Annotated in this window: 14 protein-coding genes; 4 read left to right on the forward strand and 10 right to left on the reverse strand. The window is 70.0% G+C overall.

Translation table 11 applies throughout. The features are described 5' to 3' along the window. Positions 1–72: 72 nt before the first annotated feature. Entirely contained in the window at positions 73–1,467 is a 1,395-nt protein-coding gene (locus tag AC0I8G_RS03705; RefSeq protein WP_471728963.1) for an FAD-binding oxidoreductase, read from the reverse strand. A 143-nt stretch (positions 1,468–1,610) separates the two neighbouring features. On the opposite strand from AC0I8G_RS03705, the gene AC0I8G_RS03710 reads away from it, so the two are divergent. Next, complete coding sequence (locus AC0I8G_RS03710; RefSeq protein WP_471728727.1) at positions 1,611–2,645, forward strand: DNA-binding protein; 1,035 nt, start codon at positions 1,611–1,613, stop codon at positions 2,643–2,645. Between the two features lie 13 nt (positions 2,646–2,658). Here the strand turns inward: AC0I8G_RS03710 and AC0I8G_RS03715 are convergent, their stop codons facing one another. Next, the gene (locus AC0I8G_RS03715) at positions 2,659–3,225 is read right to left on the reverse strand and encodes a hypothetical protein (protein ID WP_471728728.1); all 567 of its coding nucleotides are present in this window, start codon (positions 3,223–3,225) and stop codon (positions 2,659–2,661) included. A 557-nt stretch (positions 3,226–3,782) separates the two neighbouring features. On the opposite strand from AC0I8G_RS03715, the gene AC0I8G_RS03720 reads away from it, so the two are divergent. The 3 genes from AC0I8G_RS03720 to AC0I8G_RS03730 are packed head-to-tail and all read left to right on the forward strand — an operon-like array spanning position 3,783 to position 6,984. After that, complete coding sequence (locus AC0I8G_RS03720) at positions 3,783–5,528, forward strand: ATP-binding protein (RefSeq protein WP_471728729.1); 1,746 nt, start codon at positions 3,783–3,785, stop codon at positions 5,526–5,528. After that, on the forward strand, positions 5,525–6,184 hold the full coding sequence (gene deoC, locus AC0I8G_RS03725) for a deoxyribose-phosphate aldolase (protein ID WP_471728730.1): 660 nt from the start codon (positions 5,525–5,527) through the stop codon (positions 6,182–6,184). Before AC0I8G_RS03720 ends, deoC begins: the two co-directional genes overlap by 4 nt. Positions 6,185–6,204: 20 nt before the next feature. Beyond that, a complete protein-coding gene (locus AC0I8G_RS03730; RefSeq protein WP_471728731.1) occupies positions 6,205–6,984 on the forward strand; it encodes an HAD-IIA family hydrolase in 780 nt (259 codons plus the stop codon). 15 nt (positions 6,985–6,999) lie between these two features. Here AC0I8G_RS03730 and AC0I8G_RS03735 read toward each other — a convergent pair whose 3' ends face one another. The 8 genes from AC0I8G_RS03735 to AC0I8G_RS03770 all read right to left on the reverse strand — a co-directional run bounded on the left by AC0I8G_RS03735 (position 7,000) and on the right by AC0I8G_RS03770 (position 12,469). Continuing rightward, the gene (locus AC0I8G_RS03735; RefSeq protein WP_380262800.1) at positions 7,000–7,317 is read right to left on the reverse strand and encodes a tetratricopeptide repeat protein; all 318 of its coding nucleotides are present in this window, start codon (positions 7,315–7,317) and stop codon (positions 7,000–7,002) included. A gap of 78 nt (positions 7,318–7,395) precedes the next feature. Continuing rightward, positions 7,396–8,130: a hypothetical protein gene (locus AC0I8G_RS03740; RefSeq protein WP_471728732.1), complete on the reverse strand. Its 735-nt coding sequence runs from the start codon at positions 8,128–8,130 to the stop codon at positions 7,396–7,398. A gap of 89 nt (positions 8,131–8,219) precedes the next feature. Then, on the reverse strand, positions 8,220–8,501 hold the full coding sequence (locus AC0I8G_RS03745) for a hypothetical protein (protein WP_471728733.1): 282 nt from the start codon (positions 8,499–8,501) through the stop codon (positions 8,220–8,222). Then, positions 8,498–8,854, reverse strand: a complete 357-nt coding sequence (locus tag AC0I8G_RS03750) for a metallopeptidase family protein (protein WP_471728734.1) — start codon at positions 8,852–8,854, stop codon at positions 8,498–8,500. Before AC0I8G_RS03750 ends, AC0I8G_RS03745 begins: the two co-directional genes overlap by 4 nt. 7 nt (positions 8,855–8,861) lie before the next feature. Next, on the reverse strand, positions 8,862–9,131 hold the full coding sequence (locus AC0I8G_RS03755) for a hypothetical protein (RefSeq protein ID WP_471728735.1): 270 nt from the start codon (positions 9,129–9,131) through the stop codon (positions 8,862–8,864). A gap of 112 nt (positions 9,132–9,243) precedes the next feature. Next, positions 9,244–9,420 (reverse strand): CstA-like transporter-associated (seleno)protein, encoded by a 177-nt coding sequence (locus AC0I8G_RS03760; protein WP_328293238.1) that lies wholly within the window; start codon positions 9,418–9,420, stop codon positions 9,244–9,246. Further along, a complete protein-coding gene (locus tag AC0I8G_RS03765; RefSeq protein ID WP_471728964.1) occupies positions 9,417–11,576 on the reverse strand; it encodes a carbon starvation CstA family protein in 2,160 nt (719 codons plus the stop codon). Before AC0I8G_RS03765 ends, AC0I8G_RS03760 begins: the two co-directional genes overlap by 4 nt. 98 nt (positions 11,577–11,674) lie before the next feature. Next, a complete protein-coding gene (locus AC0I8G_RS03770) occupies positions 11,675–12,469 on the reverse strand; it encodes a carbon-nitrogen hydrolase family protein (RefSeq protein WP_328293240.1) in 795 nt (264 codons plus the stop codon). Positions 12,470–12,501: the final 32 nt, after the last annotated feature.

Genomic DNA, 12,501 nt, shown 5'->3' on the forward strand with positions numbered 1-12,501 from the left:
CGTCCTTCGACTCACCGGGTCCTGTCGCGACCCGTCCGTGAGGGATCGGCACCGGGCGGCCGCGACTTGAGCTCAGTCGCGGACGAGCTGCAGACGTCGCGCCTGGTCCGAGGAGAACTTCCGCTCCGGGTCGACCTGGTCACGGACCGTCCGCCAGGCCGGCAGCTCCGGGTACATGCGCGCGAAGCGGTCGGCCGTGGTGCGGGAGTCCTTGGCCAGGTAGAGACGGCCACCGGCGTCGAGGACCATCTCGTCGAGCAGGTCGCACAGCTGGTCCAGACCCTTCCGGACGGGCAGGTCCACGGCGAGGGTCCAGCCGCGGGTCGGGAAGGACAGCGGGGCGTCGTTGGCGTCCCCGAAGCGCTTGAGGACGTTCAGCGCCGAGATGTGACCGGACTCGACGATGGCCTCCATGCTGGCCTTCAGGACGTCGGTCCGGTCCAGGGGCACGACGAACTGGTACTGCAGGAAGCCGTTCGGGCCGTAGGCCCGGTTCCAGTCCGCGAACAGGTCGAGCAGGTGGTAGAACTGCGTGATGTTCTGCACCACACCGGACTTGGTCTTCGACTTCCGGTAGTAGAACTCGTTCAGGGCCTTCGCGGACAGCCGGTTGAGCATCCCCGAGGGGAAGAGGTCGGGGAAGCTCGCGAGCTGCGGGGCGTCGAACTTCAGCGGGTCCTTGCGCAGTTCCGGGGGCAGGTCGGACAGCTTCGCCGAGGAGCCGCGCAGCAGGAACCCGCGACCCATGTGCGGGCCCGTGGTGACGGAGTCGAACCACGTCTTGGAGTACGTGTAGTTCTCGTCGTTCTTCTGCAGCCGCTCGAGCATGTCGTCGAAGTCGGGGGTCTGCTCGACGTCGGCGATGAAGTACGACGTCTCGACGCGGTCCAGGCGGATCTTCGCGCGCAGCACGATGCCGGTCAGGCCCATGCCGCCCGTGGTGGCCAGGAACAGGTCGCGGTCCGGGCCGTCGGGGGTGAGGGTGCGTACCTGCCCGTCCGCCGTCAGCAGGTCCAGCGACAGCACGTGGCGGGTGAAGGTGCCCTGGGTGTGGTGGTTGCCGCCGTGGATGTCGGCGCCGATCGCGCCGCCGACGGTCACCTGGCGGGTCCCCGGCAGGACCGGCACCCACAGGCCGTGCGGCACGACGGCGCGCAGCAGCTTGTCCAGGGAGCAGCCGGCGTCGACGTCGGCGGTCGCGGCGTCCACGTCGATGTCGTGGATGCGGTCCAACGCGGTCATGTCGACGACGAGACCCCCCGCGTTCTGCGCCGAGTCGCCGTAGGAGCGGCCGAGGCCCCGGGCGATGACGCCGCGGGGACCGGCGGTGCGCACGGCTTCCGCGATGACGTCGAGGTCCTGGGTGTGCAGGACGGTGGCCGTCGTCGGCGCGGTCCGGCCCCAGCCGGTGAGACGGCGGGTCGAACGACTGGTTGCCTCGTCCTGGGCGACCGTGCGGGACTTCAGGCCTGGGATGCTCACCACGGGCCCGAGCCTAACCGCCGCGCCCGACAGCCACCGCCCGTCGTCCGGTCGGACGGTCCGGGAGGCCCCTGGACCGGTGGATGGACTGGTTGCGGGACTCCGTCCCAGGTGGTCAAGCTGTCACTGTGGCTCACCTCCTCCGCCTCGACGGCGCCGCCTCCTCCGTGCTGCAGTCCACGACCATGACCGGTGAGTCCCTCACCGAGACGCAGCACCTCGAAACCTGGATCAAGGACCACCCCGAGGTCCTCGGCGCCGATCTGAAGGTGGTGACGACCCAGTTCGCCTCCTGGGCGTCGACCTCCGACTCCGCCCGCGAGCGACCGGACGTCTTGGCCCTGTCCACGAGCGGTGAGCTCGTCGTCATCGAGCTGAAACGGGCCGGCGACCGCCTGGTGCACCTTCAGGCGATCACCTACGCCGCTCTCGCGGCGGGCTTCGACCGGCAGCTCCTCGCACGGGTGCACGCCGACTGGAGGTCGCGGCAGTACAACGAGTCCCTGTCCGAGGAGGAGGCGCTCGACGCCCTGACCCGGCACGTCGAGTCGGAGTGGACCGACGACCTGCTGCGTCTGCCGCGGCTCCTGCTCGTCGCCGAGGCCTTCCCCGCGCAGGTGCTGACCACCGTGCAGTGGCTGGCGGGTGTCGCCCCGGACCTCGTCATCGAGTGCCACGAGTACCGGTTGTTCCGGGACGACGACGCAATCCTGGCCAGCTTTCAGCGCCTCTTCCCGGTGGACGACCTGACCGACCGCCGTCTGCGCCCCTTCCTGAGCAGCAGCACCGCCGAGGTCCGGGAACAGCTCGTCGTCAACAAGCGGCGGGCGAAGTCCGTGACGCTCATCGCGGAGGCCCGCGCCATCCCCGACGGTGACCGGCTCACCTTGAACCTCGATGGACTCGCCAAGCCCGAGGTGGTCGCCACCGTCCGGGACTGGCTCGACGCCGACCCTGTGCGTCTCGACGTGACCTGGGTGACGGACCCCACGCGACCGCTGCGGTGGGCCGTCGAACCGGATGCGACGTGGACCCCCTCCGCGCTGAGGAACCTGATCTTCGAGCTCGCCGGGGTTCCCACCCCCACCTTCTCCGCCGCGGACGCCTGGTCATACGACGGGGAGAACCTCTACTCGATCGCCTCCCGCCTGGTGGAGGACTGACCGAGACGCCGGCTCACCCAGTCTTCTGCAGGTCCCGGACCGCGGCGTGGAAGGCCTTGGCGAACGCGCCGATGACCACGTCGGCCTGGGAAGAGTCGCTGAAGAAGAAGAGGACGATCTTGGCGCGGGCGCCCTGGTCGTCGGACACCGAGGAGAGGAACTCGTCCTTCGAGTCGGGACTCTCCGCGAACTGGGTCGTGGTGTTGGCGGCGGCCTGCGTGCGCAGGACGTCGTTCTCCCAGAGCACCGTCATGGCTCCCTCGACGAAGGACTCCTCCTGCCCGGGGGTGAAGTCCCCGTCGCCGAAGAGGTCGTCGATCCGGTCGATGACCTCGTGCAGCGCGACCATCGTCGGGTCCTTCGCGGCCCCGGACCCGGCCGCGGTGAGTCCGGACCGACCTTTCTCCTCCCCAGGGACAGTCGTGGGTTCGTGGTCGATCTGCTTGATCTGGACGAGCGTGACGTCACCGAGGTGGACGTCGGCGGCGGGGTCCTGCTTCCGGATGAGCCGTTCGAGCTGGCGCAGGAACAGGGACTGCTTCTCCAGGGCGACGTCGCCGTAGTCAACGATCTGGCTCATGACGTCGTGGAGACGCACGAAGGTGCCGACGTCCTTGCGGAACGCGTCGAGCGCCGCCTCGTCGCTCGCGCCGCCGTTCGCGCTGAGCGCGGACTGGAGCTTCGTGGCGAAACGCTGTTCGGCTGGGGGCTGGAGCCGCGGCGAGGGCGTTGTTGCCCTTCTGCTCGACGATCACGTCGGCGGCGTTGTCGATCTCCGTCTCGGTGGAGATGGCGCGGCCTAGTCGAGCTTGGCCGACAGGTCGTGAACGAGGTCGGGGTCGGTCGCCGTCTCCAGGTAGGCATCGGTGTACTTCGACTCGAAGGCGGTCCGGATTCCTCCGGTCCTCGACCGCGAAGTCCAGGACGAGGGGGCGGCCCCTTCGCGTCGTCCGCGTCGTGCAGACGGGCGAGGCGGTGCGCCGTCCATGCGATCGAGCGCAATGAGGACATCGCGGCTGGACGCCGCCGGGCAGGTCACACCACCGTCCTTCATCCACTTCATCGACTTCCAGTAGCATCAAGTACGATGTGACCGCCCAAGAGTACGATGTCTTGACGGTCACAGCCGGAGGCCCGATGCCCACCCCCGATGACGTCCTCGCCGCCCTCGCGGTCCTCCGCTGCCACGGCGAGAGCGCCACGATCGAGGCCGAGCGGGCCACCGGGGGACTCCCCCGCAGCGTCCGCGAGACCATCAGCGCCTTCGCCAACGGCCACGGCGGCCTGATCCTCCTGGGCGTGGATGAGGCCGACGGCTTCGCCCTTGCCCCCGGCTTCGACGCTCACCGCACAGCGCAGTTCCTCGACGAAGCGGCCGGCAACGAGCTCACCCCACCCGTCCGGCTGGACATCGACCTCGTGGACATCGACGGGACGACGATCGTCGCCGCCGGCGTTCCGGAACTCCCCGCCGACCAGAAACCCTGCTGGATCACCAGTCGCGGCGAGCGCGGCGGCTCCTACCTGCGCAGCTACGAGGGCGAGCGCCTCCTCACCGACTACGAGGCGTACGCCCTGCGGGAGAGCCGCGGGCAACCCCTGCACGACCTCGAACCCACCCCGACGACCGTCGACGACCTCTCCCCGGACGCCGTCCAGGCGCTGCTGGGCCACGTCCGCCGCCGTCAGGCCCGCATCTTCGCCGGCGTCCCCGACGACGTCGTCCTGCGCCGCCTCGGCGTCCTCGTGGCCCACGGCGGCACTCTCGTCCCCACCCTGGCCGGGTTGCTCACCTTGGGCGCCTACCCGCAGGAGTTCTTCCCGCAGCTGCACGTCTCCTTCGTCCACGTTCCCGGGACGGCCAAGGGCGCCGGTCCCAGCGGCGGGCCACGCTTCCTCGACAACCAGACCCTCACCGGACCACTGCCGGAGATGATCGAGGACGCGGTGGCGGCGGTGACGCGGAACATGGCGGTCCGGTCGACGGTCACCGGGGTTGGCCGCAGCGACGCCTACGACTACCCCGTCGAAGCAGTGCGCGAAGCCGTCGTGAACGCCGTCATGCACCGCGACTACGGGCCGCTCAGCCGGGGTGCGCAGGTCCAGGTCGAGATGTACGCGGACCGCCTCGAGGTCATCAGCCCGGGGGGACTGTTCGGGCCGGTGACCGCCGACGCCCTCGGGGACGTGTCGTCGAGCCGCAACAGCCGACTCGCCCTGCTGCTGGCCGACGTCGCACTCCCCGGGACCGACCGGGTCGTCTGCGAGAACCGCGGCAGCGGCATCCCCGTCATGACGTCACTGTTGCGCGACGCGGGCCTGTCGGTCCCGGAGTTCACCGCGACGCTCCCCCGGTTCCGGGTGACGTTCCCCCGAGGGGAACTGCTGGACCCCCCGACGCGTGAGTGGCTCGCCGCCGCCCTCGGCGCCGTGGGCTCCGAGCCGCAACGTCTCGCACTGGCCCTCGCCCGCCGCCGTGGCAGCGTCGACGCGCCGACCCTGCGCCGATCCGGGCTGGACGGCCCAGAGGCGATGACCGTGCTGCGCGACCTCGCCGATCGTGGGCTCCTCACCCACGTGGCGGACCCGAAGCACGTCCGCTACGAGATCGTCGAGCCGCCACCCACCGTGCCCACCGCGCTCCCCGCCCCGTCCCCCGCAGCCCCCCGCGTGCCGGTCACGCGCCCCGAGCAGCTGCTGGCCCTGATGGCCGACGGGGGCGAACACCACGTCACCGACCTCGCCGAAGCTCTCGGACTGGGGCGGGCTGTCGTGACCCGCTACCTCAACGGGCTCATCGCCGACGGGAGGGTCGTCGCCACCGCCCCACCCCGCAACCGTCTCCGCCGATATCGACGGTCAGTGGCAGACTCGGCGCCGTGAGCCAACGCACCCGCACCGAGGTCGCCCGACTGGTCGACCACACCCTGCTGAAGCCCGAGGCGACCGCCGCCGACGTCGCGGCGCTGTGCGAGGAGGCTCGGTCGCTGGGCGTCCTCGCCGTCTGCGTCTCGCCGAACATGCTCCCCCTCCGGGGCGACGGTCTCGTCGTCGCCACGGTGTGCGGTTTCCCGTCCGGCAAGCACACCAGCGCGGTGAAGGCGGCGGAGGCCACCCTCGCCGCGCGGGCCGGGGCGGACGAGGTCGACATGGTCATCGACGTCGGCGCGGCCCTGGCCGGTGACTACGACGCCGTCCGCGACGACATCGCGACCGTCCGGGCGGCGATCCCCTCCCCGACGGTCCTCAAGGTCATCGTCGAGTCCGCGGCGCTGCCCGACGAGGCGCTGGTCGCGGTGTGCCGGGCGGCCGAGGCCGCCGGCGCCGACTTCGTGAAGACGTCCACCGGTTTCCACCCCAGCGGCGGCGCGAGCGTGCACGCCGTCGAGGTCATGCACGCGACCGTGGGCGGTCGGCTCGGCATCAAGGCCAGCGGCGGGATCCGTTCGACGGAGGCCGCGCTCGCGCTGCTCGAGGCCGGCGCGACCCGCCTGGGCCTGTCGGGAACGGCCGCGGTGCTGGCCGGGTTGGCGGAGTGAGAGCCGTGGAGGGGAACGAGATGGGCGACACCCGGGCCATCGAGTGCTGGCTGACCGACATGGACGGCGTGCTGGTCCACGAGGACCACGCGCTGCCCGGTGCGGCGGAGTTCCTGCAGCGGCTGGCGGACTCGAGCCGCCGGTTCCTGGTGCTCACGAACAACTCGATCTTCACTCCACGCGATCTCTCCGCCCGCCTCTCCCGCAGCGGGATCGAGGTCCCCGAGGAGAACATCTGGACCTCGGCGCTCGCGACGGCGGACTTCCTGGCCCGGCAGATGCCCGGCGGTTCGGCCTACGTCATCGGCGAGTCCGGGCTGACGACGGCGCTCTACGAGGCCGGGTACACGATGACCGACACCGACCCCGACTACGTCGTCCTCGGCGAGACGCGGACGTACTCGTTCGAGGCCATCACGAAGGCGATCCGCCTCGTCGAGGCCGGGGCGCGGTTCATCGCCACGAACCCCGACGCCACCGGCCCCTCGAAGGAGGGGTCGTTGCCGGCGACGGGGTCCGTGGCGGCGCTCATCACCCGCGCGACCGGGGCGGAACCCTACTTCGTGGGGAAACCCAACCCCATGATGTTCCGCTCGGCGATGAACCGGATCGAGGCTCACTCCGAGACGACGGCGATGATCGGCGACCGGATGGACACCGACGTCGTCGCCGGCATCGAGGCCGGCCTGCGCACGTTCCTCGTCCTCACCGGGTCGACGAAGCGCGAGCAGGTCCGGCGGTTCCCGTTCCAGCCCCACCAGATCGTCGAAGGCATCGGGGACCTGATCGACCTGATCTGAGGTCAGGGCTGCGGGTCAGACCTCCGCGCCGAGGACGTGCGCCATCACACGATGGCCCCGGGCCTCGTCGTGCCGGCTCTGCCGCTCGAGGGTGCGCGACAGCAGCAGGTGCGCGAACGCGTCGGACGGCGTGCGGCGCACCAGGTCCCGCGCCTGCTCCTCCGCCTTGGACAGCATGGCGGCACCGAAGTAGGTGCGAGCCAGGAGTTCGCGCAGGGAGCGGTCGTCGGGGTTCTTCTCGACCAGGGGTTCGAGCAGCCGCGCGCCCTCGGTGAAGCGGCGGTCGTCGAACGCCTCGCGGGCGAGTTCGAAGCTCAGGAGGTCGATGTTCACGAGGGTCTCAACTAAGCCGTGAGAGCGGGCATTCCCTCAACGCGCCTGAACCCCTCATCGAGGGTGACCAGCACCCTCCTAGCTATCGAGCAGACCGATCAGGAAGTCGCGCGAACCAATGACGTCCACAATTGAGGAGAACCCGGCGTCAAGGACGGCCTTGAAGCCACCGTCAAGTTGAGTGACCCCCCGTGACGCACGGCCGGCCCAATGGTGTGTGACGTGAGTTGCGTTGAGGACGGTCCGGTCAAAGATGGGCACGAGTCGCGTGGCGATGCGCCCCGCGGATGAGTCAACGCCGATGAAATAGAACGCTGCGGTGTGCTCCACACTCGCAAGCCAGGCCAACATCTTGCCTACGTTGTAGCCTTTGGGCGCGGACGACTTGCCAATTGTTGTTGTCTTGACATCAACTCCCAGAACCCCACCGGGGTGTCGGAGGCCAATGTCTTCCAGACGGTGCTGGGGCGTCAGGTGCGTGATCAGCTCTTCTATAGCGTTCCCGCGGAGATTGACATTCTCGACCCGGGCGATGCGAAGAACGTCTTCACTGGCAGTCTGGACGATGCGGTCCAGGCGGTCCTGCAGTTCGGAGAATAGACCTGCACTCAACATGTTCGCGGTGCGCTGGGGAGCGTTCAGAATGCTCTCCCGGTCCGCAATCGAGACACGGAACGGGCTCCCCGCAGGAAGGATGGCGCTCGTTGCCTCGACGAGGCGCCCCAGATTCTCCTCCCATGTGAAAGCCGCGTGGCGTGCAAACAAGTCGGGAAAGTTCCGCCGTTCGTTACTGAGACCATCGAGGCTGCTCAAGATGTCCGTCCCGTTGAAGCTCCCCCTCAGTCGGTCTACAGTCAGGTCCCGCGAGCTATGACTGATTTTGCGCAGTAGACTGGTGTTACTCAGGCGAATTTGACCCCTCCCGGTCTCACGATCACCACAATGAAGGGTTCGCGGTCGTGCCTTTGTAGAGCAGAGAGCGACAGTACAGTATTTGAAAACGTGGGGCCGTTTGCTTCGGTGAACCGAAGAGCGTACCCGTCTGCAACGTAGACGCTACGCATCCGATGGTTAGAGAATGCGTCGACGAAAGCCTTCTCCACGTCAGCCTTGCGCGCCTGAGGAGCACTCTGCTTGTATGCCGACAGGAAATCGAGCGCCGCCCCCCACGGCTCGGAGATCATGCCCAGCCGAGCTCGTGCAGCCGGGCGTCGTCGAGGCCGAAGTGGTGGGCGATCTCGTGGACGACGGTGATCCGCACCTCGGCGACGACCTCCTCACGGTCGGCGCAGACCGCGAGGGTCGGACGGCGGAAGATCGTGATCCGGTCGGGCAGGGCACCGGCGGCCCACCAGGAGTCCCGTTCCGTCAGCGGGGTCCCCTCGTAGAGCCCCAGCAGGTCCGGCGGGAACTCCGGGCCGGGCTCGTCCTCGACGAGGACGACGACGTTGTCCATCGCGCGCGCCAGTTCCCCGGGGATCGAGTCCAGCGCGTCCCCGACGGCGACCTCGAACTCCTCGAGGTCCAGTTCCACCACGGCCCGGTCAGCGGGCGGCGACGACGCGACGCCGGTCGAACTCGCGCACCGGGGGACGACCCCAGCGCAGCCGCTCCACGAGGACGGCATCGATCCCGACGGCCGCGCTGCTGACCAGCGCCGACTCCGCGTGGACCCGGACGAGGACGAGGTCGCGGGCGAACCCGGCGTCGTCGGCGCGGACCGTCTCGGTGTGCACGACACCGGACCCGGCGTCGCCGTCCGTCCGCACCGCCGAACGGCGGTGGGCGATGACGGTCACCCGGAAGCGCTTCATGGCTCGATCCTGTCTGCGGGTGCACCAGCTGTCGAGCACGAGGTCTCAGCTCCGTCTCAGGTCGTCCGTCGTCGATCCCCCGACCTCTCCACGAGGTGGGTGACCCGTCGGTTCAGCAGCAGCGAGCCCCGGGCCGCGCGGCCTTCGCGTCCGCCCGTCGGCGTTCGAACACCCCGCGACTCACCGGCGGGTGACCGTGGGCCGCGCAGGACCGGAGGTAGGCCTCCCAGCGGTCGGTCCCGTCGACCTGGCGACGCCACCACCCCAGCGCCCCGAGCAGCGCTCTCACCGTTCCAGCTCCGCCCGGGCGAGCGCCAGCTCGCGCTGCTCCTGCGCGGTCACGACGAGCCCGGCCGGTTCGACGAGCTTCGAGGGCACCGCGGGTTCCTCCGTCGTCGGCAGTCCGCCGGCACGCAGCGCCCGGACCACGACGACGGCCGCGTTGAGCGCGATGACGACGACCAGGACGGCGAACAACGACTGCAGGACCCCGTTGACGGTGGAGTTCGTCACGACCTGCTGCATCTGCGCCGCGTCCTTCGCCGGGGCCAGGACGTCCCCGGCGGCGAGGGCGTCGGAGTACTTCGCGCGCTGGGCGAAGAACCCGATCGTCGGGTCGTCGGAGAACACCTTCTGCCAGCTCGCCGTCATCGTCGTGACGAGGTCCCACACCAGCGGGACCGCCGTCACCCAGGCGTAGCGGGCCCGGCCGTGCTTGACCAGCAGCGTCGTCACCAGCGTCAGCGCGATCGCCGCCAGCAACTGGTTCGCGATCCCGAACAACGGGAACAACTGGTTGACGCCGCCCAGCGGGTCGGTCACCCCGGTGTAGAGGAAGTAGCCCCAGGCCGCGACGACGACGGCGCTGGCGATGAGGTTCCCCGGCCGCCAGGACAGGTCACCCATCTTCTTCCAGACGTTCCCGAGGGTCTCCTGCAGCATGAACCGCCCGACCCGGGTCCCGGCGTCGACGGCGGTCAGGATGAACAGCGCCTCGAACATGATGGCGAAGTGGTACCAGAACGCCTGCAACCCACCGCCGAACGCCTGGTGGAACACCTGGGAGATCCCGAGCGCCAGCGCCGGGGCGCCACCCGTGCGGGAGACGACGCTGTCCTCGCCCACGGCCCGCGCGGCGGCGTCGAGCGCGTCCGGGGTCGCCGTGAACCCCAGTCCGCTGACGAACTGCGCCGCCGTCCCCACGGTGCCGCCGGTGACCCCGGCCGGGGAGTTCACGGCGTAGTAGAGACCCTGGTCGATGACGGAGGCAGCGATGAGGGCGCTGATCGCGACGAAGCTCTCCACGAGCATCCCGCCGTAGCCGATGAAACGCACCTGCCGTTCCTTGGCGACCATCTTCGGCGTGGTCCCCGACGCGATGAGGGCGTGGAAACCCGACAACGCCCCGCAGGCGATGGTGATGAACACGAACGGGAACAGCGAGCCGGCGAACACGGGGCCGTCGCCCTCGCGGGCGAACGACGTCACGGCGTCGTTGGCCAGCACCGGCCGCGCCACCAGCAGGCTCACCGCGAGCAGCAGGATGACGCCGATCTTCATGAACGTCGAGAGGTAGTCGCGGGGGGTCAGCAACAGCCAGACCGGCAGCACCGAGGCGACGAACCCGTACGCCACGAGGGCGATGACGAGGGTCTCCGGGGTGAGGGTGAGGGTGTCGGCGAGACCCCAGGTCTCGACGTAGCCGCCGCCGACGATGGCCGCGAGCAGCAGCACGACGCCGATCGCGGTGGCCTCCAGCACCTTCCCGGGCCGCAGGAACCGCAGGTAGACCCCCATGAACAACGCGATGGGGATGGTCAGCGCGATGGAGAACACCCCCCACGGCGAGGCGGCGAGGGCGTTCACGACGATCAGCGCGAGGACCGCCAGGATGATGATCATGATGGCGAACACGGCGATCAGCGCCGCGACCCCGCCGACCATCCCGATCTCCTCCCGCACCATCTGCCCGAGGCTCTTCCCCCCGCGGCGCATGGAGAAGAAGAGCACCGTGAGGTCCTGCACCGCCCCGGCGAACAGCACCCCGACGACGATCCAGATCGTCCCCGGCAGGTACCCCATCTGCGCCGCGAGGACGGGCCCGACGAGCGGCCCCGCACCGGCGATCGCGGCGAAGTGGTGCCCGAAGAGGACCCGCCGGTCGGTCACCTCGAAGTCGACGCCGTTCTCGTACTTCTCGGCCGGGGTGGCGCGGCGGTCGTCGGCCCCCAGCACGCGGTAGGTGATGAACCGCGAGTAGAACCGGTAGCCGATGGCGTAGGAGGAGAGCGCCGCGAACAGGATCCACAACGCGTTGACGGACTCGCCGCGGGCCAGGGCCAGGACCGTCCACGCCACGGCACCCACGAGGGCCACGGCGCTCCACACCGCGATCGAGCGTGGTGTCGGACGGCGTCGGACGAGTTCCACCGAATCGGTCTGCAACCGGCTCACGGCCGCCTCCTCGCGGGTCGCTGCGGGTGCGACGGTGCACCCGCGAACCACGGTAGCGCGGTCGCGCACAGCCGCAGCACAGCCGCGGGTCAGTCCTGGACGAGGGCTCCGTAGAGCGGTCCGCGCCGGTCGGTGAGGTAGGGGTTCTCCCGCCGCTGACGGGCGACCCGGTCGGCGTCGACCCGGGCGACCAGCAGCGCCTCACCGTGCTCGACGGAGGCGAGCACGACACCGTCGGGACCGACGACGCTGCTGCGCCCGACGTAGTCGAAGGCGCCCTCGTGACCGTCGTGGTCGACGTAGGCGACGTAGACCTGGTTCTCCCAGGCCCGGACGCGGACGAGCTGCTCCGCGACCCACTCGAAGGGGTGCATCTGGGCGGTCGGGACCACGACGAGGTGAGCGCCCGCGAGCGCCGCGGCCCGCACGGCCTCGGGGAACTCGACGTCGTAGCAGATGAGCATCGCGATCGTCAGGCCGCGGAACCGCACCGTGGAGACGAGCTGGTCGCCGGCGCTGAAGGCCGCGCGGTCGACGTCGCCGAAGAGGTGGACCTTGCGGTGGCGGCCGAGCACCTCACCGTCGGGGCCGACGAAGACGGCGACGTTGTAGCAGTGCCCACCCTCGACCTCGGGCATCCCGACGACCAGGGCGAGGCCGTGGCGGCGGGCGGTGTCGCGGACCCGGTCCAGCAGGCCGGGGGCCAGGGCCCGCACCCGTTCGGGGGTGTCGGGCCCGAGGTCGTAGCCGGTGAGGAACATCTCGGGCGTGACGAGCAGCTCGGCCCCGCGGGCCACGGCGTCGCCCGCGGCGACCTCGAGGGCGGCGAGGTTGGCCTCGGGATCGCCGGTCGTCCCGGCGGTCTGCAGGCAGGCGATCTCCACGGGCGCGACCCTACGGCTCGGTGGTGCGCGCG

This window comes from Kineococcus sp. AC630, assembly GCF_979255925.1.

What these genes read in the sequence shown, in the direction of transcription:
- AC0I8G_RS03715 (WP_471728728.1), bottom strand. Translation starts at nt 3,225, where the DNA reads ATGAGCCAGATCGTTGACTACGGCGACGTCGCCCTGGAGAAGCAGTCC.
- AC0I8G_RS03745 (WP_471728733.1), bottom strand. Translation starts at nt 8,501, where the DNA reads ATGATCTCCGAGCCGTGGGGGGCGGCGCTCGATTTCCTGTCGGCATAC.
- AC0I8G_RS03730 (WP_471728731.1), top strand. Translation starts at nt 6,205, where the DNA reads ATGGGCGACACCCGGGCCATCGAGTGCTGGCTGACCGACATGGACGGC.
- AC0I8G_RS03755 (WP_471728735.1), bottom strand. Translation starts at nt 9,131, where the DNA reads ATGAAGCGCTTCCGGGTGACCGTCATCGCCCACCGCCGTTCGGCGGTG.
- AC0I8G_RS03720 (WP_471728729.1), top strand. Translation starts at nt 3,783, where the DNA reads ATGCCCACCCCCGATGACGTCCTCGCCGCCCTCGCGGTCCTCCGCTGC.